The organism is Streptomyces sp. STR69 (assembly GCF_024519455.1).
Lineage (GTDB): Bacteria > Actinomycetota > Actinomycetes > Streptomycetales > Streptomycetaceae > Streptomyces.
This window is the reverse complement of the sequence record NZ_JALJRY010000041.1, coordinates 71,016-94,656: the sequence shown is the minus strand read 5'-3', so window position 1 is coordinate 94,656 and position 23,641 is coordinate 71,016. Positions and strand designations below refer to the sequence as shown.

Here is a 23,641-nt window from a genome sequence, read left to right as displayed (position 1 = left end):
GACGAACGGCTCAGGCCACTATCTGCCCGGCAGTTGTGCCCCCGCGTACAACGAGTGTTAGACGTCACTGAAAATGCCTACGAGTGCGGCACTTTGGGCAGCTTTGCGCCAACAAGATCGGTAAGCGTGCCTGCCGACGAAGAGGTGCAGTTTTGGGGCGGCACCTTGCCGACGAAAGGGCATGTGAAAGGCCCTCCCGGTATCTCTTGGCCGAGCGCCGGGAGGGCCGTGTAGCGCGCGGAGGCGCTGTGCTCACGGTAGAGGTCGACCCGGCGCGGGTCGAAGTTCGCCTGGTGCGAGGCGAGTTGGTTTGTCCCGATTGCTCGGGCGTGTTGCGGCCGCGGGGGTGGGCACGTTCGCGTGTACTGCGGGACGCTTCCGGCGGTCCGGTGGTGGTGCGTCCTCGGCGGTCGAGGTGTGGGGGGCTGCGGCATGTCGCATGTGCTCCTTCCGGTGTTTGCGCTGGTCAGGCGGGCTGACCTGGCGGAGGTGATCGGGTCGGCCCTGGCGGCGAAAGCAGCCGGGGCCGGGGCCCGCTCGATCGCTGGGAGGCTGGGCCGCCCGGTCGAGACCGTTCGCGGCTGGCTGCGCAGGTTCACCTCCAGGGCGGAGGAGGTCCGGCGGTACTTCACGGTGTTGCTGGTCGATGCCGGTGTTGACCCGGCTCCTCCTGGGCCGGCCCACAGCGTGTTCGCGGACGTGGTCAGTGCGGTGGTCGGGGCCTGGTGGTCGATCGGATCGAGGTGGCCGCACGTAGGCACGGTGTCGCCCCGGCGGGTGGCCTGCGCGGTGTCCGGCGGGATACTGCTGGCGCCTTCCTGGCCGGTGGAAACGATCAACACGAGCCGCCCCTGACGCCACGCCGACACAGACTGTCACCGTCACGCGTGTGTATTCACGCTGCGTGAGAGGGCTGGTGGCCAGGTGGGGCAGGAAGACCAGACACGGCTTGAGCGGGCTCAGGCGATCGGCCTGTTCCGCTACATGCTGATCAGAGAGGCCGCGGACCCGACGCTGTCGCGTCGCCAACGTGGCTCCCTGGTCCGGGAGTTGGCGGCTGTTCCGCATACCGATCCGGACGGGCGGTCGGTGCGGATCACCCGGTGGACGCTGGACCGCTGGATCCATGACTGGCGCGTGGGCGGCTTCGACGCCCTGGTGCCGTCCCCGCGCCAGTCCCGGCCCCGGACTCCACCGGAGGTGATGGAGCTGGCCGCCTCGCTGAAGAAGGAGAATCCGTCGCGTTCGGCCGCTCAGATCCGGCGGGTCATCGGGGCCAAGCTGGGCTGGGCGCCGGACGAGCGGACCATCCAGCGGATGATCGTCCGCGAAGGGCTGACCGCCCTGCAGGCTCCGCTGGCCCCCGCCGTGTTCGGCCGGTTCGAGGCTGATGGCCCAGGGCGCGTTCAAGTTCCTGATAGGTGAGGCATGTCGGCTCTCGGGAGAACTGCCGGGGCAGGTTCGGCTGCTGGACCTGGTGCAGTGCGTGGTTGCGTTCAGGTGTGCAGGATGGGTCGGTAGATGAGCTCCTGAGTGCGGCCGTCGAACGTCCGGCTCTTGATCAGTTCGAGGTCGAAGTCGGCCGCGCCCTCGAAGATCGGGTCGGTCCCGGTCTGGCCGCTGATCACAGGGAAGATGGTCACCTGGACGCGGTCGACGAGCCCTGCGGCCATGAGCGCCCGGTTCAACGACAGGCTGCCGTGCGAGCGCAACGGCACCTCGGACTCCTTCTTGAGCCGGGCGACGACGTCAACGGCGTCTCCGGCCACGACGGTCGCGTCCGGCCAGGCGAAGGGTCCTGCGAGCGTCGTCGACACCACCGTTGTCGGCATGCTTCGCATCCGGGAGTTCACCGGGTCGAGGTCGGCCTCTGGGATCGGGCCCAGCAGCTCCACGAACTGCCGAAAGGTGTTGGTCCCGAGAACCATCCGCTGCTCCTGGCTGATCACGGCAAGGCGGTTGTCAAGGAAGTCAGGGCCCTGTTTTCCCCAGTAGCCGCCCCAGTTGCCGTCGGGACCGTAGGCGCCGTAGCCGTCGAGGGTGGAAAAGACGTCCCAGGTGTAGATCGCGGTCATGGTGCTCTCCTCGAGTGCGGTTGATGGCGTGTTGTGGATACAGACGAGGAGCCATGACGAAACTCATCGCACTTGGACTCCTGGATTCGCATCATCTTCGATGCGGGTCGCCTTTAGGTCCCCGGTCGGGTGGGCTGCGAAGCTGCGTCTGCTCAGGGCTTGATCAAATTTCGTAGCTGCCGGGTTGTTGGTGATGCCCAGGATGGGGAGTGCCCGCCCGGGCTCGTCGCGGATCGCCCGGGTGGTCTTGGCGATGTTGTCGGCTCCGAGAGTTTTCAGCACGCCGATGGCGAGGTTGCGGAGGGTCGCCATGGCCCGTGGTGCGGTCCCGGCGTGGACGGTGAAGGCGTCCTCGGCGAAGGTGACGTCCCTGATGTGGTGCGAGGAGTTCTCCACTCCCCAGTGCCCGCGAATCGCGGCGGCCAGGTCGGCGGGCCCGGCTTGATGGGCGTCGAGGCTGGTGACGGCGTAGACACTCTCACGGGTCTCGCGCCGGCCGGTCTGCTTGCGGCGGCGATGGATGCGGATGGCGAGGCGGGCGTGGGGAAAGGCGATTCCGCCGAGTTCGTCGGCGATCCCGCAGGTCTTGATCGAGCGCGACTCGTGGCGTCCGTGTCCGGTCCCGGAGACGGTGTGCTGGACTGCGATGGACTGCCAGGGCAGAACTGCGAGTTGGGTGTAGGCGGTGGGCTGGTTGGTCTTGATCACGGCGATGTAGTGGGCCTTCTTGGTCTCGACCAGCCAGGAGATGTTCGCCTTGACCGAGTGCAGGGCGTCGAAGGTGACGACGGTGCCGGTCAGGTCCAGGGGTTCCAGCAGCGGACGGAAGTGTGTGGTTTCGTTCGTCTTCGCGCCGATCTCCACCTGGGCGAGGGTCACGACGGTGCCGTGAGTGACCGCGGAGAGCAGATGCCTGCGCGTCGCGGTGAGACGGGCTGATCCCTTGAGTGCTTTGCCGTCGACAGCGATCGCGGGGGGCCGCCCGGATGCGGAAGGCGACGGCGCCCAGGCGGGTTCGGTGGCGGCGCGGTGCCGGTCGGCGAGGTAGGCGCCGACCGCCCGGTCCAGGGCGTCACCGTCAACAGCCCCCAGCACACGGCCGATCGTGGTCGGTGACGGAGCGTGCCGCCATCTCAGCAAGTGGCGGCGGATCCCGATCACTGTCAGGAGTGCGTTCGGGGCACGCTGCCCCCACTCGGCGAGTTCGTCGATGCTCCTCGCTCCCGAGACGACCGCGCAGGCACACACCAGCAGGACCGCTGTCAGCGAGTACCACCGGCCCCGCCGGGAGCGCGGGTCGGGCACCGAGCGAAGTAGGGGCGCGGGTCGGCGATCCGGCTGGTGTCCAGCGGACTCAGTTTCACCAGCACGGCAGGGATGGGAGAGGTTGCAGCAGGCACGGGCCACCTCATGATCATCTGGCTTAGACACCACAATGATCACGAAGCCCGTGCCTGCTCTGCTATGCGCCCCAACCGGTCACAACCCGACCAACCGCGCTACCCCGGAACTTGCAACCGCCCTGCCGGCAAGACGGAACAAGAGACCACCTCAAAGACCTGTGGATCGAAACGGCCACCGACAGTCGATCTCAGACCTGCGCATTGCGATGCGTGGCTCCCAGGTGCCCGACTTGCCAAGATCCCAAGGTCACCAGAAACAAGAAACCACAGGTCAGAGGCCTGACCTGTGGTTCACCATGGAGCCGCCTTCGGGATTCGAACCCGAGACCTACGCATTACGAGACCACGAGCGATCGTGTCGTCCTATGATTCGTCGTGCCGCGTGGTGACGTTGTGCCTGATCAGAGCATGCGTGGCAGGTTGACCCGTACCGCCTGATGCCGCGCCGTCCAAAGGTGTCCGGCCACCGGCTGGCCACCGGGAGGGCCCTTGCTGGTGGCGGGAAGCAGGGTCACCGAGATTGTCGGCCTTCGACAACCCCTTCGCACACGTGCCTGATCGCCCGCAGGTCGCTCCGGAGACGGTCCCCATTTCCAGCGCTCTCGGTCACGGTTCCCGCTTCTTCGCCCTCGCGCACAGAGGGGCTGTGCGGCGCGCCGTCGCATAGGGTTGGGGCAACCGAGGGGGATTTCGGACACAGCGGATGATCATGCGGCGGTCGTGCCGGCGAGGCGTCATGGTCGCACTCGGTCCAAGACCTGCGCACGGTGCGCCGACGCAACCTCCTCGCGCATCCGTGAGGTGATCGACAAAAGGTTTCGCACCGCAAGAGGAGCCACCTCGATGACCACGGAACGGGAAGGATCCCAACACCGCCAGGCAACGTCAGACCTGACGGGACGTGCCGGCGAGCTGGACCTCATCAAGGCCGTCATCGAGGACACCGGCAAGTCGGGCGGCTCGCTCACACTCTTCGGCGAACCCGGAGTGGGCAAGTCCGCATTGCTCGACGCGGCCGCCGATCTTGCCCTGGAGAACGGCATGCGGACGCTGCGGGCGGCCGGGGCCGAGTTCGAGGCCAATATCGCGTTCGCGGGGCTCAATCAATTGCTGGTGCCGCTGGCTCCGATGTTCCCTCGGCTCGACTCGTCCCACGAGAGCGCCCTGCGGGTGGCGCTGGGCTTCGGCGACGGTCCGACTCCCTCGCGGCTCCTGATCGCGACGGCAACACTGTCGCTGCTCCTGCTCGCTGCGCAGGATCAACCGCTGGTGGTCATCGTCGACGACACCCAGTGGCTCGACGACGTGAGCGCCGACGTGCTGGCGTTCGTGGCCCGACGGGTCGCCGACACCGCGGTGCGTGTCCTGACGGCGGTCCGCACCACCGGGCAGCCGCCGGCCGGTGACGGCAGCAGCCTCACCGTCCGCTCCCTCGACGATGCGGCGGCCGAGTCGCTGCTGATCGGGCGCTACCCGGATCTGGCCGAGCCCGTGCGCCGGCGCATCGTCACCGAGGCGCAGGGGAACCCGCTCGCCCTGGTCGAGCTGCCGGCCGTGCTGACCCCGGACCGGTACCCGACCGCCGATGCCCTCCCCGCCGTACTGCCAATGACCGAGCGGCTCAGCCGGACGTTCACCTCCCGCATCTCCGCACTCGCTCCCGCGACCCGGGACCTGCTGTTGCTGCTGGCTCTGGACGGCTCGGGGCGGGCGCTGTCCGACGAGGGTGTGGTGGGCTCCGGTGCCGCGGCCCAGCTGGATATCGCCGAACACGAACGCATCGTCGTGGTCGACCGGCAGCACACGGTGGTCTTCCGCCACCCGCTGGTGCGCTCCGCGGTGGTCGAACTGGCCGGGCCCGAGGCCCGGCGCAGAGCCCACCGGGCGCTCGCCAAGGGCCGGGCGCTGGATCCGGGGCACCGGGCCTGGCACCTGGCGGATGCCTCCTTCGGTCCCGACGAGGAGGTGGCCAGCCTGCTGCAACGCGAGGCGATCCAGGCACTCAAGCGCGGGGACCCGACGGCCGCGGTGGCGGCGATGACCCGCTCGGCGGACCTGAGTCCGGACCTCCAGCAGCGCTCGCAGCGGCTGGCGGCGACCGCGTACTTCGCCGCAGAGGTCCTGGGCGACCTGCGGTCGGTGTCGAGCCTGCTGAGCGATGCCAGGCGGGTGCACGCGGGCGTGGGCTCGCTGGCCGCCGCCTCAGCGGCGGCTTCACTGCTGCTGTACTCCGACGGGGACGTCATCTCCGCGTACCGGGTGATCAGCGCCGCGCTGCGGGCCCCGGACGTCGAGCCCGCCGCGGAGGAGGTCAACTCGGCGATCTGGATCCTGTCGCTGACCGTCGCCCTCAACGGGCGCAAGGAGATGTGGGACTCCTACCGCGAGCTGGTGGAGCGGTACCGCGACCTGCTGCCCGAGTCCGTGCTGATCCGCTCCGAGATCGCCACCAACCCCGCCACCGCCTCGCCCGAGGCACTGGCCACCCTCGACCGGCAGATCGCCGCCCTGGCCACCGAGCGCGACCCCGGGCAGATCATCCGCGTCGCCTACGTCGCCAACGACGTGGACCGCCTCGCCGACCTGCGCGAACCGCTCCTGCGGGTGTGGCGCGAAGGCAGGCAGGCGGGTGCCGTCGCCTCGGTGACCAACGCGCTGATGCTGTTGTGCGGGGAGAGCTACCTGGCCGGGCGCTGGGACGACACGATGCGCTTCGCCGAGGAGGGCCTGGAACTTGTCGAGGCCTACGGATACCTGGAGTTCGTCTGGTACCTGAAGTACAGCAAGGCCCTGGCCGCCGCCGCACTGGGCCAACAGGACGTGGCGGAGGAGCCGCTGGAGTGGATGCTGTCCTGGTCGCTCCCGCGCCAGGCCTTCATCGTGCCGCAGCACGTGTACCGGGTGCGGACACTCGCCGCCATCGGCCGCGGCGACTACGAGACCGCGTACACCGAGGCGGTCAGGATCAGCCCGCGCGGCGTGGAAGGCGGCACCGCCCAGCAACTGCAACTGTTCGTGGCCTACGACCTGGTCGAGGCGGCCGTACGGACCGGCCGCACCGAACAGGCCCGGGAATTCGTCGACGCGATGCTGCGCATGGGCATCGCGAAGATCTCCTCCCGCTGGGCGCTGCTCGTGGCCGGGGCCCAGGGGCTGGTGTCCGAGGGCGAGGTGGCGAGCGCCCACTTCGAGCGGGCCCTTGCGGCGGCGCCCGAAGAGCTGTGGCCCTTCGAGCGGGCGCGGGTGCTGCTGGCGTACGGCGAGCACCTGCGCCGGGAGCGGGCCGCCGTCGAGTCACGGGTGCAACTGGTCGCGGCGCTGGCGCTGTTCGACCGGCTGCGGGCCGCGCCGTGGGCCGAGCGCGCCAGGAACGAGATGAGGGCCACCGGCCTGTCGCGCCGACCGGCCGACGTGAGCCAGGTCCAACTCACCCCGCAGGAGCTGCAGATCGCCACGCTCGCGGCGTCGGGACTGACGAACAAGGCGATCGGGGAACGGCTGCACCTGTCCGCGCGCACCGTCAGCGGGCACCTGTACAACGTGTTCCCCAAGCTCGGCGTCACCGCGCGCGCCGGCCTGCGCGACGCTCTCACCGCGCTGGGCGAGCAGCACGATGATCCGAGGTTTCTGTAGCCAGGGAGAACAGCCGGGTCGGGTGACTGGTACGGCGAGGGAGCCCGGGCGCGCGCCGCAGTAGGCGCTGAACAGCAAGGAGCCCGGCAGCGCGTTGGTCGCGCTGCCGGGCTCCTTGCTGTCGGATCAGGCGTCGATGTCGACGACGATCTTGGCGTGGGCCGAGCCGTCCTCGACGGCCGCGTGGGCCTGCGCGACCGTGTCCAGGGTGTAGCGGCGGGGGTCCAGCAGTGGCTTGAGCAGGCCCGCGTCGGCCAGGGCGGCGGCTTCGCGCAGGATCTCGCCGTGGTGCTCGCGGCCCTTGCCGGTGAGCATGGGCAGCAGGGTGAAGACCCCGGAGTAGGTGGCGCCGCGGAAGGAGAGCGGGGCCAGGCTGTGGCTGCCCCAGCCCAGGGCGCTCAGGACGTGGCCGGTGTAATGGCGCACCGCGGCAAAGGAGTTGTCGAGGACGGCGCCTCCGACGGTGTCGAAGACGATGTCGAAGCCCTCGCCGCCGGTGTGGGCGGCGACGTACTCCTCCACCTCGGTGGTGGCGTAGTCGATCGCGGTGGCGCCGAGCCCGCGGACGGTCGCGGCGTGGGCAGCCGAGGCGGTGGCGAAGACCTCGGCCCCGCGGGCGCGGGCGATCTGCACCGCGACGTGGCCGATGCCGCCTGCTCCGCCATGTACCAGGACCTTGTGTCCGGCGCCGACCTTGGCCCGGTCCACGAGTCCCTCCCATGCGGTGACGACCGACAGCGGCAGCGCCGCAGCCTGGCGCATGGTCAGAGCGGCGGGCTTGTGGGCGAGCAGGCGGGCGTCGGCGGCGGCGTACTGCGCCAGCGATCCCTGCAGGTCACCGACGCCGCCGCTCAGCCCGTACACCTCGTCGCCGACGGCGAAGCCGGTCACCTGCGGCCCGACCTCCTCGACCGTGCCTGCCAGGTCCAGGCCCAGCACCGCGGGCAGGACAGCACGGGCGTGTGCGGCCTGACCGGCGCGGATCTTGGTGTCCAGGGGGTTCACGCCGCTGGCGGCGATCCTGACCAGGACCTGGCCGGCGCCGGGCACCGGCTTGGCGATGTCGGCCAGTTCCAGCGGGGTGGCGAATTGTCTGAGCACGGCTGCGCGCATGGTCACTGTCTTTCGGTGAGTCGGGGTGGTGGCCGCCGTCATGCGGGGCGGTGGAGCTGGGGGCGGGCCGCTCGCGCCGGTGTCGCCAGGTCGAGGACCGCTGCCGTGAAGGCGGCGGGGTTCCCCTGGGGGAGGTCGTGCGCTGCGTGCGGCACGCGGCGGTGGGTGCGCGGGGTGCCGAACCCGGCGGAGCCCGCGCATGTCGTCGCCGTGGGAATCACGGCCGTAGCAGCCACTGGGCCTCGGCGCTCGCGCGTGAGGGGCGCCAGTCGATGACCGTGTGCGTGGCCACCTCGGCGATGCCGAACGGGTCCAGGGCCAGGATGCGGCCCAGTGCCTCGCGGTCGGCGGCCCGGGCCAGGACGAGGCCGCCCGTCCTGGGGTCCTGGCGGCCCGAGGCGAGGAAGTGGCCGGCCGTGTAGTTCTCCTCCAGCCAGGCGTTGTGGGCTTCCAGGTGGCGGTCGATCTCTTCGAGCGGCGCGGTGTAGTCCAGGATCACGATGAACATGGCGGGCACTTCCGATCTTCGGACGGGCGGTCAAGGGGTGGGGTGCGGCGTCAGGTGTCAGGCGGGTTGGACCCGGGCCCAGAAGTCGTTGAACTCGACGCTGTCGAAGAACGCGACAGCGCTGACGATCCGCTGGTCACGCATCGTCAGGAACCAGGCGTAGGTGTTGTCGTAGCGCGAGCCGTCCCGCACCGTCGCGCTCGCATCGAACAGGGCGACAACGGTGTCCCCGTCGGCGTACAGCGCGCGGACGGACGGCACCAGCGGGCTGCTCATCCGGGCGTTGAACGGATAGATGACCGCGTCGAGGAACGCCTCGCGGGTGGGGTAGGTGCCTGAGGCGACGCTGTTGCCGACGATGGTCCAATCGGCGTCCTCGGCCAGCAGGTCGAACACTCCGCCAGTACCGGCGGCCCAGGCGTCGAACGCCTCCGCGACCAGCTGCTTGTTGGCTTTCTCGGACATGGGGTTTCTCGTTTCATCGGTGAGGGATGGTGGGGGATTCGGCGGCTGCGCCGTCCCTGTCCATGGTCGTCGCCGCCCCGCGGCCGGGCATGAGTCATCCGACCCGGGTTGCACCGACCCGGTCCCACCTGGGCGGGTACGGGCAGCGGCCCGGTGCGCTCGTCACTGGCACCCGGCACACCCGGTGCGGTGGTGTCGCCGCGGGCCGCACGGCTTCGATGCGAGGGCGGCGCCGCACAAAGACCCCGTGGAGTCAGGTCGGATGACTGGTGCGGTGCGGATGACCCCGGGGCGACGCTTCAGTTGTCCCCGCCGCTCGGCAGGGACAACGCATCCCGACCCAAGGAGCACCCCATGCCGTTCGTCAACGTCAAGCTCGTCGACGGAGTGTTCACCACCCAGGAGAAGCACGACATGGCCGCCGCCCTCACCGAGGTCATGGTCAAGTTCGAGGGATCCGAGGCCTTCCGCGAGATCGTCTGGGTCCTCATCGAGGAACTCCACACCGACGGCTGGCACATCGGCGGCAAGCCCTTCGCCGGCCCCGCCACCCTCCTCGACACCCTCGGCCGCTCCGCCGCCACCTACCAGACCATCGACGGCCACCCCGTCACCCGCCCCGACCTCGCCAAGGCCGCCCCCTACCAGGAGAAGTGACCCCACCCGGCACGACCTCCGGCACGACCCGAAGAGGAACGGCCATGCCCATCACGCAGATCTCGCCCGTCATCCTCACCCTGGACGACGCGGCCACGGCCACCGCCGCAGGCGTCCACAAGGCCACTGAGCTCGGGGTCCCGTACACCTTCACGGTCCTCGACGGCGGCGGCAACACCGTGCTGGTGACCCGGATGGACGGCGCGGCGCTCGCCTCCATCGACACCTCCCAGGCCAAGGCCCGCACCTCCGTGTACTTCGGCGCCGCGACCGCGGACCTGGCCCCCGCCGTGCAGTCCGGCGCCCCGCTGTCCTCGATCCAGACCGCCACCACGCTCCGGCTGGCCTTCGTCGCCGGCGGCGTCCCGATCACCGACGCCCGCGGCGTCGTCGTCGGGGCAGTGGGGGCCGGCGGCGGATCACCCGCACAGGACCACGAGGTCGCCGCCTTCGCGGTCCAGGCCCTGCGCCGGCCCTGAACCGGCGGCCCTACCCCCGCCCCGTCACACCGTCACGTCCACCCCCTCCCAATCAGGAAGCGAAGCCATGCCCTACATCACCGTCGCCAAGGAAAACACCACCGACGTCGACCTGTACTACGAGGACCACGGCGAGGGCTCCCCCGTCGTGCTGATCCACGGCTACCCACTCGACGGCAAGTCCTGGGAGCTGCAGATCCCGGCGCTCCTCAAGGCCGGACACCGCGTCATCACCTACGACCGCCGGGGCTTCGGCCAGTCCAGCCAGCCCACCACCGGCTACGACTTCGACACCTTCGCCAACGACCTCGACGTACTGCTCGACGTACTGCGCCTCAAGGACGTCGCCCTGGTCGGCTTCTCGATGGGCACCGGCGAGATCGGCCGCTACATCGGCACCCACGGCACCGACAACCTGCGCAAGGTCGCGTTCCTGGCACCCATCGAACCGTTCCTGCTGCAGACTCCCGACAACCCCACCGGCCTTCCCGCCGGCGTGTTCGACGGGATCATCTCGGCCGCGGAGTCGGACCGGTACGCCTGGTTCACCAGCTTCTTCGACGACTTCTACAACCTCGACGTGAACCTGGGCACCCGCATCAGCGAGGAGGCGGTGCGGGGCAGTTGGGTCACCGCCACGCGCATGTCCCCGTTCGCGTCCTCGGCCGTGGTGCCCAGCTGGCACACCGACATGCGCGCCGACATCGCGAAGATCGACGTGCCGACGCTCATCCTCCAGGGAACCGCCGACCGGATCCTGCCGATCGACGCCACCGGCCGACAGTTCACCAAGGCGGTGCCCGACGCGCAGTACGTCGAGATCGACGACGCCCCTCACGGGCTGCTGTGGACCCACGCGGACCAGGTCAACACCGCGCTCGTCGACTTCCTCGCTTCGTAGTCGTCACGCGGGCGGGCAGGAGCCCGGCCACTGCCACTTCCTGCCCGCCCGCGTACCGCCCGCCCGCCACTCCTACTCCCGCGGAGAAGAAATCAACCATGAACGCCAGTCCCCTCGTCCCCCTGCTCGACGCCTGGCAATGGCAGGCAGACGCCGCCTGCCGGGGCATGGCATCGGCCGTGTTCTTCTCGCCTCCCGGCGAACGCGGCCACCGCCGACGCAGACGCGAACAACGCGCCGTAGAAGTCTGCAGGGCCTGCCCGGTCCTCGACAGGTGCGCCGCGTTCGCGCTGAGCACCCGTCAGCCGTACGGAATCTGGGGCGGCCTGACCGAACACCAGCGTGACATCCCACGCCCCGAGTCGAGGGCCGCGTGAACGCAGCCGACCCGCCCCGGCAACAGAGGCTCCCGCCGCCCCGCCCGAAGTTTTAGACGAACCCTTATTCGATAAGGAAGGCAGACCATGTCACAGGAAACCGCACGTCCCGCCGACTCCTCCGGGGTCCACCGCCTCGGCGGCGACCTGCCCGTCAACCGGCTCGGCTACGGCGCGATGCAGTTGACGGGCCCCGGAGTGTGGGGCGACCCCAAGGACCCCGAGGAGGCCGTGCGCGTGCTGCGCCGGGCCGCCGAACTCGGCGTGAACTTCATCGACACCGCCGACTCCTACGGCCCGTTCGTCAGCGAGCAGCTCATCCGCAAGGCCCTGCACCCGTACTCCCAGCACCTGGTGATCGCCACCAAGGGCGGACTCTCCCGCTCGGGCCCGGGCGACTGGCGCGCGCTCGGCCGCCCCGAGTACCTGCGGCAGCAGACCGAGCTGAGCCTGCGTCACCTGGGCGTGGAGCGGATCGACCTCTACCAGCTGCACCGCGTCGACCCCAAGGTCCCGCTGGCCGACCAGGTCGGTGAACTGCTCCTCATGCAGCAGGAGGGCAAGATCCGCCACATCGGCCTGTCAGAGGTGACCGTGGAGCAGATCGAGGAAGCCCGGAGGATCGCGGACATCGTCTCCGTGCAGAACCTGTACAACCTGGCCGATCGCGGTGCCGAGGACGTCCTGGAGTACGCCGAGCGGGAGAACCTGGGCTTCATCCCGTGGTTCCCGATGGCCACCGGCCGGCTCGCGCGCCCGGGCGGCCCGCTGGACACGCTCGCCAAGGAGCACGGTGCAAGCCCCTCCCAGCTGGCCCTGGCCTGGCTGCTGCGGCGCTCCCCGGTGATGCTTCCCATCCCCGGCACCTCCCGCGTGGCCCACCTGGAGGAGAACACCCAGGCCGCGCAGGTCACCTTGACCGACGCCCAGTTCCAGGCACTCAGCCAGGCCGTCTGACCAGCGCCCCGGCCCTGGCGGGCCCAGCGCACTCCCCTCCCCGCAGCCACCCCCTGGGCCGGGTCGCACGAGCCTCCGGCCCAGGGGGTTCCACACGCAAGCGACTGCATGGCACGGCCGACCTGCTGGACCTCGTCCTGACAGCCCATGGAGCACCGCCTGCCCCGGCTTCCCCCTCACCCGCTCACCCCCACCCAAGGAGATCCACCATGTCATCCCCCGCCCCCGGCTGCGCACCCTTCTCATCACCGCCGCCGTCACCGCTTCGGCCAGCCTGTCCCTGATCCCGTTGGCCTCCGCCCACACCAGCCGCGCCGCCCCCAAGCCCACGGTGGTACTGGTGCACGGCGCCTTCGCCGACGCTTCGAGCTGGAACGGCGTGGTCGAGCGGCTGCAGCGCGACGGCTACCCGGTCATCGCTCCGGCCAACCCCTTGCGCGGCCTGGCCGAGGACTCCACCTACGTCGCCAGCGTCCTGGCCAGTATCAAGGGACCGGTCGTCCTGGTGGGCCACTCCTACGGCGGCGCCGTCATCTCCCAGGCCGCCGTCGGCGACCCTCAGGTCAAGGCCCTGGTCTATATCGCGGCGCTCGTCCCGGACAAGGGCGAGAAGCTGAGCGCGCTGTCGGACAAGTTCCCCGGCACCAACGAACTGGCCCCGCCCTGCGCCCGGTGCCCTTCAGCAACTCCGACGGCACCGGCGGCTCGGACCTGTACGTCGACCCCGCCCGCTTCCGGGCCGTGTTCGCAGCCGACCTGCCCGCCTCCCAGACCGTCGTGATGGGCGCCGAACAGCGCCCCGTCGCCGCCGCCGCGTTCGCCTCCTCGGCCACGGCCGCCGCCTGGCACACCATCCCCTCCTGGGCCCTGGTCGCCAGGCAGGACAAGGCGCTGGGCGCACCAGTGGAGCGGTTCGAGGCCCGGCGCGCCCACTCGCACACCATCGAGATCAACAGCTCCCACGTCGCGATGATCTCCCACCCCGGCACCGTCACCCACCTCATCGAGGACGCCGCCACGACAACGGCCCGCTAGAGAATCGGTCCCCTGGAGAAGGGAAAGACGCAGTGCGGTGCGGCGTCGAATAGAGTCGGGACTGACAGGGGAATGAGGCGCCTCCTCATGAGCGCAGAGCACCTGGGCACCGAAGGCCAGGGCGTCGCGACCGGCCTGACCGGCCGGTCCAGCGAACTGGACCTCATCCGAGCAGTGATCGACGACACCGCCCGACTCGGCGGCTCGCTGACCCTGTTCGGTGATCCCGGCGTGGGAAAGTCCGCCCTGCTCGACGCCGCCGCCGATCTCGCCCGCGCCCGGGGTATGAGGACGTTGCGGGCGGCCGGCGCCCAGTTCGAGGCCAATATCGCGTTCGCCGGCCTCAACCAGCTGCTGGTACCGCTGGTCCCGCTGTTCGCGGAACTCGGCCCGGACCACGAGAGCGCTCTACGGGTGGCACTGGGCTTCGGCGAAGGCGCGACCCCCTCACGCATCCTCATCTCGACCGCAGCTCTGTCACTGCTCCTGCTCGCCGCAGAGGAACAACCGCTGGTCGCCATCATCGACGACGCCCAGTGGCTCGACGACGCCAGCGCCGACGTCCTGTCCTTCGTGGCCCGGCGGGTCGCCGGAACCCGAGTGCGGGTGCTCTCGACAGTCCGTACGACCGGGGAGCCCCTGCGCGTTCGCGGCGACGTCAACAGCCTCACCATGCGTTCCCTGGACGATGCGGAGTCCGAGGCCCTCCTGCTCGCCCGCTACCCGGACCTGGCCGAGCACGTGCGCCGACGCATCCTCGCCGAGGCCCAGGGAAACCCGCTCGCCCTCGTCGAACTGCCCGCGACGCTGGCCTCGGACCGGTACCCCACGGCGGACATGCTGCCCACCGTGCTGCCGCTGACCGAACGGCTCACCCGGATGTTCACCGCCCGGATCACCGCGCTAGCACCGGAGACCCGGGACCTGCTCCTGCTGCTCGCCCTGGACGGTTCGGGCCAGGCGCTGTCCGCCGCGAGCGTGGTGGGACCCGATACCGCCGACCACCTCGACATCGCCGAACGCGAGCGCATCATCGTCGTCGACAGCCGCCACTCGATCGTCTTCCGCCACCCGCTGGTGCGCTCCGCCGTCGTAGAACTGGCCCGGCCCGAGCAACGGCGCAGGGCCCACCGGGCACTCGCCGGCTGCCGGCGCGCCGATCCCGGACGCCGCGCCTGGCACCTCGCCGATGCCTCCTTCGGCCCCGACGAGGAGGTGGCCACCCTCCTCCAGCACGAGTCGATCCAGGCACTCAAACGCGGAGACCCCTCCGCGGCGGTAGCGGCCATGACACGCTCGGCCGATCTGAGCCCCGATCCCGAGCACCGGTCACAACGCCTGGCCGGGGCCGCGTACTTCGCGGCCGAGGTCATGGGAGACCTCCAGTCGGTCTCGCAGCTGCTCACCGATGCGCGCCGCCTGGACGCCAACGTCGGCTCGCTGGCGACGGCTTCGGCCGCGGCCTCGCTCATGCTGTATTCCGACGCCGACGTCGTCTCGGCCTTCCGGGTGCTCACCACCGCTCTGCGGGCCCCCGAGGCGGAGCCGACCGCCGAGGAGATCAACGCCGCGATCTGGGTCCTTTCGGTGATCGCCTCGCTGAACGGACGCAAGGAGATGTGGGACCCCTACCTCGAACTGGTCGACAAGTACCGCGACTTGCTGCCCGAGGGCTTGCTCGTCCGCTCCGAGGTCGTGTCCAATCCGGCCCTCGTCTCCCCTGAGGCCCTGCACACCCTGGACCAGGAGATCGCGACCCTGACGACAGAGCTCGACCCCGGGCAGATCATCCGCGTTGGGTATGTCGCCAACGACGTCGACCGCCTCGCCGACCTGCGCGAGCCGTTGCTGCGCGTCTGGCAGGACGCCGCCCGCACGGGGGCCGTCGCCTCCGTCACCAACGCCCTCATGCTGCTGTGCGCCGAGAGCTACCTCGCCGGCCGATGGGACGACACCCAGCGCTTCGCGGAAGAGGGACTGGAGCGCGCCGAGTCCTACGGATACGTCAACTTCGTCTGGTTCCTGCACTACAGCAGGGCTCTGGCCGCAGCCGCGCTCGGGCAGCAGGACGAGGCGGAGGAACCGCTGGAGGAAATGCTGGCCTGGTCGATCCCGCGCCAGGCCTTCATCGTGCCGCAGCACGTGTACCGCGTACGGACCCTCGCGGCGATCGGCCGCGGCGACTTCGAGACGGCGTACACCGAGGCGACCAAGATCAGCCCACACGGACTGGAACCAGGCACCGCCCGACAACTCCAACTCTTCGTCGCCTACGACCTCGTCGAGGCAGCCGTCCGGACCGGCCGCTCGGACCAGGCACGCGACTACGTCGAAGCGATGCTGCGGATGGACATCACCAAGATCTCCACCCGCTGGGCAATGCTCGTGGCCGCAGCGCAGGCGCTGGTGTCCGAGGGAGAGGCGGCGAACGCCCACTTCGACCGGGCCCTCGCAGCGGCGCCCGAGAACCTGTGGCCCTTCGAACGCGGACGCGTACTGCTGGCCTACGGCGAACACCTGCGCAGGGAACGGGCTACCGTCGAATCACGCATCCGCATCAACGCCGCGCTGACGATCTTCGACCGACTGCGAGCCGCCCCATGGGCCGAGCGCGCCCGAACCGAACTGGGCGCGACCGGCGTATCCCGACGTCAGACCGGCTCGACGGACACCCGACTCACACCCCAGGAGCTGCAGATCGCAACACTCGCGGCCTCGGGCCTGACGAACAAGGCCATCGGCGAACGGCTCCACCTGTCCGCCCGCACGGTCAGCGGCCACCTCTACAACGTGTTCCCGAAACTCGGCGTCACCGCCCGCGCGGGGCTGCGCGACGCACTCACCGCCCTCACGGCAAACGAAGAGCTGCCGCCTTGACGGCTCGCCGGACAAGTCCCGGCCAAGACCAGTCTCCGTCGAATCACGCCAAGACATCCGCGCCTGTCCCACCGGGGCGGGCGAGAAGGTGGTTGATCCGCCTGAGCATCCAGCAGGATCTCGGACATCGCGTCAGTGTCGGCACCGTCGTCGCCGAACCATTCAGGCGCTGGCCTGACTTCGCCGGAGGCGGGCCGGCAGAGGCCGAGAAGGTCTGCCAGGGCCGGCAACCAAACGAGGGGCAGTTGGAACGCGTGATTGTCGGGTCGGCACAACAACCGTTCCCCTGCGGCCCCCAGTTGCGCGGCCGAGCGCGAGCCCGTTTGCATGGCGGCTGCACGCTTGGCCACCAAATGGCCACCACGTCATTCCGAACAGGCCGAGGCAGATCGACAGTAGGCGACAAAAGGCCAGTTCAAAGCCTTGCAGGGCGGAATCGCCACCGACCGTCAACCTGGAACCTACGCATTACGATCCACAGACCGCGCGTGTCCGTTTAGCCCGAATTCTAAGGTCAACGAAAACAAGAAACCCCAGGTCACGGCGAGTGAGTCCTGGGGTCCCTCAGAGCCGCCTTCGGGATTCGAACCCGAGACCTACGCATTACGAGTGCATGGCCGCCGAAGCCATCGGATGCCGTCCAAGCATCAACGACCCAACCCCCACAGGCATCTCACGCAGCACGGGATACGTTGTAATCAGCCCCCGCCAAGAAGTCCCCAAAAAGTCCCTGACGTGCCTCAAGACAAGCCCGAGCATGTCAAAACCACAGGTCAACCCCATGATCAGCAGCTGTCCACATGAGCGTGAAGTACAAGGAGACCGTGCGCGGGGGCCTCGCGGTGAACATCATCGAATGCTGACGGTATAGGCCCTGACCAGTGCGTTCTTGTCTTTCAGTGCTGTCAGGGCCTTCCCTGCCCACTCGGCTGAAAGTCCTGGGAAATCCCACGGGACAGGCGTCTGGAGGCGCACCGTTCGAGCCTCCTCCCTGACGCCGCGCCAAGACCGACCCCGCATCGGGGCGCTCAAGCCCGTCCCTCCGCACGCGAGAGCTCACCCTGGCGCCCGGGGCAAATCCGGGCATGGAATCCGTAAGTAACAAACACGGAATGGCTGGGCAATCTCCGTGCGTCACTCTCGCCTTGGCCGTCCGGCGAGAGGAAGTCGGCACTGAGCACGGAGGGAAGCGCCATGAGCCTTGTCAGCGAGTGCTGCATGGACCTCCGGTGCCGTGTCCACAAGTCGGCGTGGACGCGCGGGCGCGTGGCGCACGGTTCACATTCGGCGTCCGAGAGCTCCCGCACCTGATCGCGTACCGACGGCCGCGGCCGGTGGCCCTGCCCGTCCTGTGGTTCCGCGGTAACGCTCTCCCCTGACCGGCTCGTCGCCACGCGCTTTCCCCACGCACTTCTCCTGACGCCGTCGTCCTGGCGTGTGCGCCTCATGGTGCCTGCCGGGCCGTTCCCGGCCGCGCTTCGTAGAAGGACCTGCGCATGACCACTGCTCTGCCCCGCCCGGCCCCGCCCCGGGACTGCACGTTCGACCCCGACGACTGGGCGATCCTGGCCCAGCACTGGTACCCGATCGCCCTGTCGAGCGAGATCGGCGACGCCCCGGCCGCCGTACGCCTGCTCGACGTGCCCCTGGTGTCCTACCGGGTGGGCGGCAACGTGGTCGTGGCCCACGACATCTGCCCGCACCGGGGAGTCCCGCTCAGCCTGGGCTCGGGCGACGGGAGCGGCATCACCTGCGCGTATCACGGGTTGCGCTTCGGCGACGGCGGGCGGTGCGTGCGGGTGCCGGCGCATCCGGAGTCGAAGATCCCGTCCCGGCTGAACCTGCGGACCTACCCTGTCGTCGAGCGGTACGGGCTGGTGTGGACCTGCTTGCGGCCGGCCCCGGACACCGATCCGGCGATCCCGGTCATGGCCCACTGGGACGACAAGGGATTCCAGCAGATCAACTGCCCCTGGATCGACATCGCGGCCTTCGCCGGCCGCCAGCTCGAGGGCTTCCTCGACGTCGCCCATTTCGGCTTCGTCCACCTGGAGTCCTTCGGGGACCCCGACAACGTCGAGGTCCCCGACTACACACCGGTCCGCCGCCCCTACGGCTTCTGCGTCGACTACTGGAGCACGGTCAGCAACTATCCGCGCGGCGCCAAGGAGGCCCCGCCGGGCTTCCAGTGGCTGCGCCACTTCGACGTGCACCTGCCGTTCACGGCAACGCTGACCGTGCACTTCCCCGACGGCGGGCTCCTCAACATCATGAACGCCGCTTCACCGGTCTCCGCCCGCCGGACCCGCATGTTCGCGCCGATCGCCCGCAACTTCGACACCGACCAACCCGTCCAGGCCGTATACGACTTCAACCGGACGGTCTTCGAGGAGGACCGGGCCATCGTGGAGGTCCAGAAACCCGAGAACCTCCCCCTGGACCCCAGGCTCGAAGTGAACATCCCGGCCGACCGGAGCTCCGTCGCCTACCGGCGCGGACTGCGGGACCTGGGCCTGAGCCACTTCTTCACCGCATAGGGGCATGCCGTGAAGACCCTCGACGCCATCGTCCACGCGATCTCCGTCGCCTCCGCCACCAGCCGCAGCCACGAACTCCGGGCAGCGACCGGAGCCGCCCTGCCGTCCTTCGAGGCCGACGCTCACATCGACGGCCGTCTCGGGCCTTCTCTCATCCGTCAGTACTCCCTGTGCAACTCCCCCCAGGACGACGGCCGTTACCTGATCTGCGTACGGCGTGACGATGCCGGCCGGGGCGGCTCCGGCACCCTGCACCGCGACCTCACCGCCGGCCGGCGGCTGAGGATCCCGCCCCCGCGCAACCACTTCCCGCTCGCTCCCCCTGCTGTCGATGGCCGAAGCACCGGCCGCGCAGGGAGCAGCGTTCGTCGGCACCGGGCTGACCGCCGAACTGCCGGCCTCGGAACCGGACACAGCCGTCCATGTCTACGGGCCCGACGGCTTCATGGCCCACGTCATGGCCAAGGCTGGGGGCCGCAGCCGGCCGGCGGCCCGGCCGGCCGCACACCGAATGCTCCGCCCCGGCAGTTCCGTTACCTGCCGGGGGCGAAGTCGCCACCGAATCCACCGTACGGACCGCGGGCACCGGCATCGGCCGCCCCGTTCCTGCCGACCGCACTGTCGCCGATGGCCTCACCGCCCAGGGCGTCGAGGTCGCACTCTCCTGCGAGCAGGGCATCCGCTGCGTCTGTCCGACCCCCGTCCTGGCCGGTGAACCCGACCACCACGACGAGGTCCGGACCCCGGACGAGCGCGCAGCCGACGACCGGATCACCATCTGCTGCTCCGGTGCCCGCACCCCCGACCCCTCCTAGACCTCTGACCTGGGATCTGTGATCCCAGGTCGCTGCCCGACCCGAGACCGGCGCGGCCACGGTCGGGCTTCGCCCTCTCCATGTTCCGCCCATCCAGGTTCTTCATGTCCGCCATGAGCCGGTGCCCACCCGGCCAGTGAAAGGAACGCGTGCAATGACCATAAGTTCGAGCAGTGACGACAGAGCGTTCACCGCCGACCGCCGTCTCTTCCTCAAGCGGGGACTGCAGCTCGGCGGGGCCGTGCTACTCGGCGGCCCGCTGCTCGCCGCATGTGGCGACTCCGACTCGTCGTCCTCGGCCTCCTCCTCGTCCTCCGGTTCCAAGGGTTTCGGTGAGCTGACGCTGCGGCTGTCCTGGATCAAGAACGTCGAGTTCGCGGGCAGCTACATCGCGGACAGCAAGGGCTACTACACGGACGAGGGCTTCTCGAAGGCCACGCTGATCGGCGGCGGCCCGTCCGCGACGCCGATGGAGACGGACGTGGTCACCAAGAAGGCGCTCGTCGCGATCAGCGCCCCCGACATCACCGGCGCCGCCGTCTCCAAGGGCGCGCCACTGAAGATCATCGGCGCGCAGTACCAGAAGAACCCGTTCTGCATCATGTCGATGGCCAAGGACCCGATCACCAAGCCGGAGGACATGTACGGCAAGAAGATCGGCGTCCAGGCGAGCAACGAGTCCGTGTGGGCGGCGTACCTCAAGGCCACCGGGCTGGACGGGTCGAAGATCACGAAGGTGCCGGTGCAGTTCGACCCGCTGCCGCTGACGCAGGGCACCGTGGACGGCTGGTTCTCCTTCGCGACGAACGAGCCGAACACGCTGCGCCTGAAGGGCTTCAAGGTCGCGACGATGCTGCTCGCCGACACCGGCTACCCGCTGGTCTCGGAGACGTACATCGTCCGCCAGGACACCATCGACAAGCAGCGCGACCTGCTCAAGGCGTTCCTGCGCGCGGAGATCAAGGGCTGGAAGGCGAGCGTCGCCGACCCGGCGCTCGGCGCGAAGCTCGCGGCCGAGACGTACGGCAAGGGGCTCGGGCTGACGACCAAGGAGCAGACCCTCGAGTCCGCGGACCAGAACAAGCTGATCGTGAGCGCCGACACCAAGAAGAACGGCCTGTTCACGATCACACCGGAGCTGATCGAGGAAAACATCAAGACGCTGAAGTACGGCGGCCTCGACATCACCGCCGCCAAGCTCTTCGACCTCTCGATCATCGAAGAGATCTACAAGGAGAACCCCAGCCTCATCTGAGGCTCCGGCGGTACCGGTGCGGCCCCGTCCGCCCGCCGGTACCGGCTTCCCCTACCCGCACCCCACACCGAGGTCGCCAACCGATGAGTTCCGCAGCCGCTGTTCCCGAAGCATCCGACGACTCCGCACCGTCCGGCACCGGCACCGGCACCGGACTGTCCCTGCGTGGACTGAGCAAGGAGTTCAAGCTCGGCCGAAACCGCGTACCCGCACTCGCCGGCGTCGACCTGGACACGACCGAGGGCCAGTTCCTCGCGCTGCTCGGGCCGTCGGGCTGCGGCAAGTCGACCGTTCTGCGGATCCTCGCCGGGCTCGACAGCCCGACCGCCGGTACGGCGCTCGTGCACGGCGAGGCCCCGGAGGCGGCCCGCAAACGGCACCACCTGGGCATAGCCTTCCAGGACGCCGCGTTGCTGCCGTGGCGCTCGGTCGCCGCCAACATACGGCTGCCGCTGGAGATCAGCGGAATCAAGGCCGACCCGGCGGCGATCTCCGACCTCATCAAGCTGGTCGGTCTCGAAGGCTTCGAGAAGGCCCGCCCCGCCCAGCTCTCCGGCGGCATGCGCCAGCGCGTCGCGATCGCCCGCTCTCTGGTCGTCGACCCCAAGGTGCTGCTGCTGGACGAGCCGTTCGGCGCGCTGGACGACATGACCCGCCAGCGGCTCAACCTCGAACTCCAGCGCATCTGGCAGGCCCGCGCGGTGACCACCCTGCTCGTCACCCACTCCATCAACGAGGCCGTACTGCTCAGCGACACCGTCGCCGTCATGTCCCCCCGGCCCGGCCGCATCGTGGAGACCGTCACCATCGACCTGCCCCGCCCCCGCACCCCGGAGATGATGCGCTCGCCCGAATTCCACGCCTACGCCGACCAGTTGTCGGAACTCCTGTTCGGCCGCGTCGACATCCCCGGCGACGCTCTGGAGCCCGCGGCGGAGGCGTCATGAGTGCGCGGCGTTCCGCCTGGGCCGGAGGGGCCGTCGGCATCGCGGCTCTGATCGGCGTGTGGTCACTGCTGTCCACCACGGTCGTCAGCACGGGGGACGGCGTGCCCACCCCCTGGGCGGTCGTGGCGAGCGTGTTCGACGACGGCTGGTCCTTCTACAGCCCGCATGTCACGCAGACCGCGGGCGAGGCCCTGACCGGATACCTGATAGGCAACGGGCTGGCACTGGGCCTGGCGGTGCTGGTACTGCTGGTGCCCGTGCTGGAACGGGTGATCACGCAGATCGCGGTGGCCTCCTACTGCATGCCGATCGTGGCGATCGGCCCGATCCTGTCGCTCGTCCTCGACGGGGACAAGCCGATGTCGGCGATGGCCGGGCTGTCGGTCTTCTTCACCACCCTCATCGGCGCGCTGCTCGGGCTGCGCTCGGCCGACCCGGCCGCGCTGGACCTGGTACGCGCCTACGGCGGTGGCCGCTGGCAGCAGATGCTGCGGGTCCGCCTGATCGCCGCGCTGCCCAGCACGCTGGCAGCCCTCAAGATCGCCGGTCCGGCGGCGCTGCTCGGCGCGATCATCGGCGAGTACCTGGGCCGCGTCGACAGCGGCCTCGGCATCGCCATGACCATCGCCCAGCAGCAACTCGACGTGCCCCGCACCTGGGGCATCGCCCTGGTCTCGGGCGCGGTGGCAGGCGTCGCGTACGGCGTGGTCGGGCTCGTCGCCCGCTACGCCCTGCCGTGGTCGCGCACGACGACAGTGGAAGGCGGACACGCATGAGCACCACGATCAGTACGCGGACGGCACCCGCGTTGCGGATCACGGCGGGCGTGCTGCGCCCGCTGCTGAACGTGGTCGTGACGATGGCGGCCGTCATCGTCCTGTGGATCGTCTTCCTACAGGTCTACGACCTGGACCCGCTGGTGGCCAAGTCACCGATCGACATCTTCCACTACCTGTTCACGGGCGCGGACGCGGGCGCCCACCGCTCCGTGGTCGCCTCCGGTCTGGGTCGCACACTGCTCGACGCCGGGGTCGGCTTCGTCGCCGGGCTGGCGGCGGCGGTGGGGGTGGCGGTCGTTTTCGTCCTGCTGCGGAGCGTCGAGCAGGCACTGCTGCCGATGGCGGTCGTCGTACGCTCAGTGCCCCTGGTGGCGATGACCCCGCTCATCACCCTCATCTTCGGCCGCGGCCTGATGGCCACCACCGTCATCAGCGGCCTGATCGTCTTCTTCCCCGCTCTTGTCACCATGACCTTCGGCCTGCGCTCCGCCTCCCGCCAGGCGGCCGACCTGTGCCGCGCGTACGGCGCCGGGAGCTGGACCGTCGCCCGCAAGGTCATGCTGCCCAGCGCGGTTCCCGCGTTCTTCGCCAGCGCCCGGGTCGGCGTCCCCGGAGCCCTGATCGGCGCGATGCTCGCCGAATGGCTCTCCACCGGACAGGGCCTCGGCTACGCCATGCTCAAGGACTCCTCCACCTTCGACTACGACCACCTCTGGGCCTCGGTCGCGGTCCTCACCGCCGTGTCGGCACTTGCGTACAACATCATCGCGGCCATCGAGACCGTCGCCCTGACCCGCTTCGCGCCCAACATCCGCCAGGGCACCTGAC

21 protein-coding genes and 1 pseudogene are annotated in these 23,641 nt (G+C 69.6%); 16 read left to right on the top strand and 6 right to left on the bottom strand.

The window, feature by feature from the left end; all coding sequences use genetic code 11:
- Positions 1-432 precede the first annotated feature (432 nt).
- The gene (locus OC490_RS45015) at positions 433-855 is read left to right on the top strand and encodes a hypothetical protein (protein WP_262063869.1); all 423 of its coding nucleotides are present in this window, start codon (positions 433-435) and stop codon (positions 853-855) included.
- Positions 856-924: 69 nt separating this feature from the next.
- Positions 925-1,425: a helix-turn-helix domain-containing protein gene (locus OC490_RS45010; protein ID WP_262063868.1), complete on the top strand. Its 501-nt coding sequence runs from the start codon at positions 925-927 to the stop codon at positions 1,423-1,425.
- A 71-nt stretch (positions 1,426-1,496) separates the two neighbouring features.
- On the opposite strand, the gene OC490_RS45005 is transcribed toward OC490_RS45010, so the two are convergent.
- Positions 1,497-2,075, bottom strand: a complete 579-nt coding sequence (locus OC490_RS45005; RefSeq protein ID WP_262063867.1) for a dihydrofolate reductase family protein — start codon at positions 2,073-2,075, stop codon at positions 1,497-1,499.
- Between the two features lie 63 nt (positions 2,076-2,138).
- Positions 2,139-3,380 carry an ISAs1 family transposase gene (locus OC490_RS45000; protein WP_262063866.1) on the bottom strand — a complete coding sequence of 414 codons (1,242 nt, stop codon included), beginning with the start codon at positions 3,378-3,380 and terminating at the stop codon, positions 2,139-2,141.
- 941 nt (positions 3,381-4,321) lie between these two features.
- Between OC490_RS45000 and OC490_RS44995 the strand changes: the two genes are divergently transcribed.
- Entirely contained in the window at positions 4,322-7,111 is a 2,790-nt protein-coding gene (locus tag OC490_RS44995; RefSeq protein WP_262063865.1) for a helix-turn-helix transcriptional regulator, read from the top strand.
- A gap of 126 nt (positions 7,112-7,237) precedes the next feature.
- On the opposite strand, the gene OC490_RS44990 is transcribed toward OC490_RS44995, so the two are convergent.
- The 4 genes from OC490_RS44990 to OC490_RS44975 are packed head-to-tail and all read right to left on the bottom strand — an operon-like array spanning position 7,238 to position 9,197.
- Complete coding sequence (locus OC490_RS44990; protein WP_262063864.1) at positions 7,238-8,224, bottom strand: zinc-dependent alcohol dehydrogenase family protein; 987 nt, start codon at positions 8,222-8,224, stop codon at positions 7,238-7,240.
- Positions 8,225-8,262: 38 nt separating this feature from the next.
- A complete protein-coding gene (locus OC490_RS44985) occupies positions 8,263-8,445 on the bottom strand; it encodes a hypothetical protein (RefSeq protein WP_262063863.1) in 183 nt (60 codons plus the stop codon).
- Complete coding sequence (locus OC490_RS44980; RefSeq protein ID WP_262063862.1) at positions 8,442-8,732, bottom strand: YciI family protein; 291 nt, start codon at positions 8,730-8,732, stop codon at positions 8,442-8,444. The genes OC490_RS44985 and OC490_RS44980 overlap by 4 nt, the downstream gene beginning before the upstream one ends.
- Before the next feature lie 57 nt (positions 8,733-8,789).
- Entirely contained in the window at positions 8,790-9,197 is a 408-nt protein-coding gene (locus OC490_RS44975) for a nuclear transport factor 2 family protein (protein ID WP_262063861.1), read from the bottom strand.
- Between the two features lie 354 nt (positions 9,198-9,551).
- On the opposite strand from OC490_RS44975, the gene OC490_RS44970 reads away from it, so the two are divergent.
- The 13 genes and pseudogenes from OC490_RS44970 (at position 9,552) to OC490_RS44915 (ending at position 23,640) form a co-directional block, all read left to right on the top strand.
- Complete coding sequence (locus OC490_RS44970) at positions 9,552-9,854, top strand: tautomerase family protein (protein ID WP_019064730.1); 303 nt, start codon at positions 9,552-9,554, stop codon at positions 9,852-9,854.
- Positions 9,855-9,898: 44 nt separating this feature from the next.
- Positions 9,899-10,333, top strand: coding sequence for a GlcG/HbpS family heme-binding protein (locus OC490_RS44965; RefSeq protein ID WP_262063860.1), 435 nt, complete (start codon positions 9,899-9,901; stop codon positions 10,331-10,333).
- Positions 10,334-10,400: 67 nt separating this feature from the next.
- Entirely contained in the window at positions 10,401-11,234 is an 834-nt protein-coding gene (locus OC490_RS44960; protein ID WP_262063859.1) for an alpha/beta fold hydrolase, read from the top strand.
- A 98-nt stretch (positions 11,235-11,332) separates the two neighbouring features.
- Positions 11,333-11,611 carry a WhiB family transcriptional regulator gene (locus OC490_RS44955; protein WP_262063858.1) on the top strand — a complete coding sequence of 93 codons (279 nt, stop codon included), beginning with the start codon at positions 11,333-11,335 and terminating at the stop codon, positions 11,609-11,611.
- A gap of 87 nt (positions 11,612-11,698) precedes the next feature.
- A complete protein-coding gene (locus OC490_RS44950) occupies positions 11,699-12,568 on the top strand; it encodes an aldo/keto reductase (protein WP_262063857.1) in 870 nt (289 codons plus the stop codon).
- Positions 12,569-12,770: 202 nt separating this feature from the next.
- Positions 12,771-13,603, top strand: a pseudogene (locus tag OC490_RS44945) (alpha/beta fold hydrolase).
- 87 nt (positions 13,604-13,690) lie between these two features.
- The gene (locus tag OC490_RS44940; protein WP_262063856.1) at positions 13,691-16,480 is read left to right on the top strand and encodes an AAA family ATPase; all 2,790 of its coding nucleotides are present in this window, start codon (positions 13,691-13,693) and stop codon (positions 16,478-16,480) included.
- Positions 16,481-17,976: 1,496 nt separating this feature from the next.
- Positions 17,977-19,017: an aromatic ring-hydroxylating oxygenase subunit alpha gene (locus tag OC490_RS44935; protein WP_262063855.1), complete on the top strand. Its 1,041-nt coding sequence runs from the start codon at positions 17,977-17,979 to the stop codon at positions 19,015-19,017.
- A gap of 422 nt (positions 19,018-19,439) precedes the next feature.
- Positions 19,440-19,832, top strand: coding sequence for a 2Fe-2S iron-sulfur cluster-binding protein (locus OC490_RS49675; RefSeq protein WP_410099260.1), 393 nt, complete (start codon positions 19,440-19,442; stop codon positions 19,830-19,832).
- 154 nt (positions 19,833-19,986) lie between these two features.
- Complete coding sequence (locus OC490_RS44930; protein WP_262063854.1) at positions 19,987-21,087, top strand: ABC transporter substrate-binding protein; 1,101 nt, start codon at positions 19,987-19,989, stop codon at positions 21,085-21,087.
- Between the two features lie 83 nt (positions 21,088-21,170).
- Complete coding sequence (locus OC490_RS44925; RefSeq protein WP_262063853.1) at positions 21,171-22,034, top strand: ABC transporter ATP-binding protein; 864 nt, start codon at positions 21,171-21,173, stop codon at positions 22,032-22,034.
- Positions 22,031-22,810, top strand: coding sequence for an ABC transporter permease (locus tag OC490_RS44920; protein ID WP_262063852.1), 780 nt, complete (start codon positions 22,031-22,033; stop codon positions 22,808-22,810). The genes OC490_RS44925 and OC490_RS44920 overlap by 4 nt, the downstream gene beginning before the upstream one ends.
- Positions 22,807-23,640, top strand: a complete 834-nt coding sequence (locus tag OC490_RS44915) for an ABC transporter permease (RefSeq protein WP_262063851.1) — start codon at positions 22,807-22,809, stop codon at positions 23,638-23,640. Before OC490_RS44920 ends, OC490_RS44915 begins: the two co-directional genes overlap by 4 nt.
- Position 23,641 lies beyond the last annotated feature (1 nt).

Excerpts from the sequence above, each read along its gene's own strand:
- OC490_RS44965 (WP_262063860.1), top strand. The coding sequence starts at position 9,899 with ATGCCCATCACGCAGATCTCGCCCGTCATCCTCACCCTGGACGACGCG.
- OC490_RS44980 (WP_262063862.1), bottom strand. The coding sequence starts at position 8,732 with ATGTTCATCGTGATCCTGGACTACACCGCGCCGCTCGAAGAGATCGAC.
- OC490_RS44975 (WP_262063861.1), bottom strand. The coding sequence starts at position 9,197 with ATGTCCGAGAAAGCCAACAAGCAGCTGGTCGCGGAGGCGTTCGACGCC.
- OC490_RS44920 (WP_262063852.1), top strand. The coding sequence starts at position 22,031 with ATGAGTGCGCGGCGTTCCGCCTGGGCCGGAGGGGCCGTCGGCATCGCG.
- OC490_RS49675 (WP_410099260.1), top strand. The coding sequence starts at position 19,440 with ATGTCTACGGGCCCGACGGCTTCATGGCCCACGTCATGGCCAAGGCTG.
- OC490_RS45005 (WP_262063867.1), bottom strand. The coding sequence starts at position 2,075 with ATGACCGCGATCTACACCTGGGACGTCTTTTCCACCCTCGACGGCTAC.
- OC490_RS44935 (WP_262063855.1), top strand. The coding sequence starts at position 17,977 with ATGACCACTGCTCTGCCCCGCCCGGCCCCGCCCCGGGACTGCACGTTC.
- OC490_RS44995 (WP_262063865.1), top strand. The coding sequence starts at position 4,322 with ATGACCACGGAACGGGAAGGATCCCAACACCGCCAGGCAACGTCAGAC.
- OC490_RS44925 (WP_262063853.1), top strand. The coding sequence starts at position 21,171 with ATGAGTTCCGCAGCCGCTGTTCCCGAAGCATCCGACGACTCCGCACCG.
- OC490_RS44950 (WP_262063857.1), top strand. The coding sequence starts at position 11,699 with ATGTCACAGGAAACCGCACGTCCCGCCGACTCCTCCGGGGTCCACCGC.
- OC490_RS44990 (WP_262063864.1), bottom strand. The coding sequence starts at position 8,224 with ATGCGCGCAGCCGTGCTCAGACAATTCGCCACCCCGCTGGAACTGGCC.
- OC490_RS44955 (WP_262063858.1), top strand. The coding sequence starts at position 11,333 with ATGAACGCCAGTCCCCTCGTCCCCCTGCTCGACGCCTGGCAATGGCAG.
- OC490_RS44970 (WP_019064730.1), top strand. The coding sequence starts at position 9,552 with ATGCCGTTCGTCAACGTCAAGCTCGTCGACGGAGTGTTCACCACCCAG.
- OC490_RS44915 (WP_262063851.1), top strand. The coding sequence starts at position 22,807 with ATGAGCACCACGATCAGTACGCGGACGGCACCCGCGTTGCGGATCACG.
- OC490_RS44960 (WP_262063859.1), top strand. The coding sequence starts at position 10,401 with ATGCCCTACATCACCGTCGCCAAGGAAAACACCACCGACGTCGACCTG.
- OC490_RS44940 (WP_262063856.1), top strand. The coding sequence starts at position 13,691 with ATGAGCGCAGAGCACCTGGGCACCGAAGGCCAGGGCGTCGCGACCGGC.
- OC490_RS45015 (WP_262063869.1), top strand. The coding sequence starts at position 433 with ATGTCGCATGTGCTCCTTCCGGTGTTTGCGCTGGTCAGGCGGGCTGAC.
- OC490_RS44930 (WP_262063854.1), top strand. The coding sequence starts at position 19,987 with ATGACCATAAGTTCGAGCAGTGACGACAGAGCGTTCACCGCCGACCGC.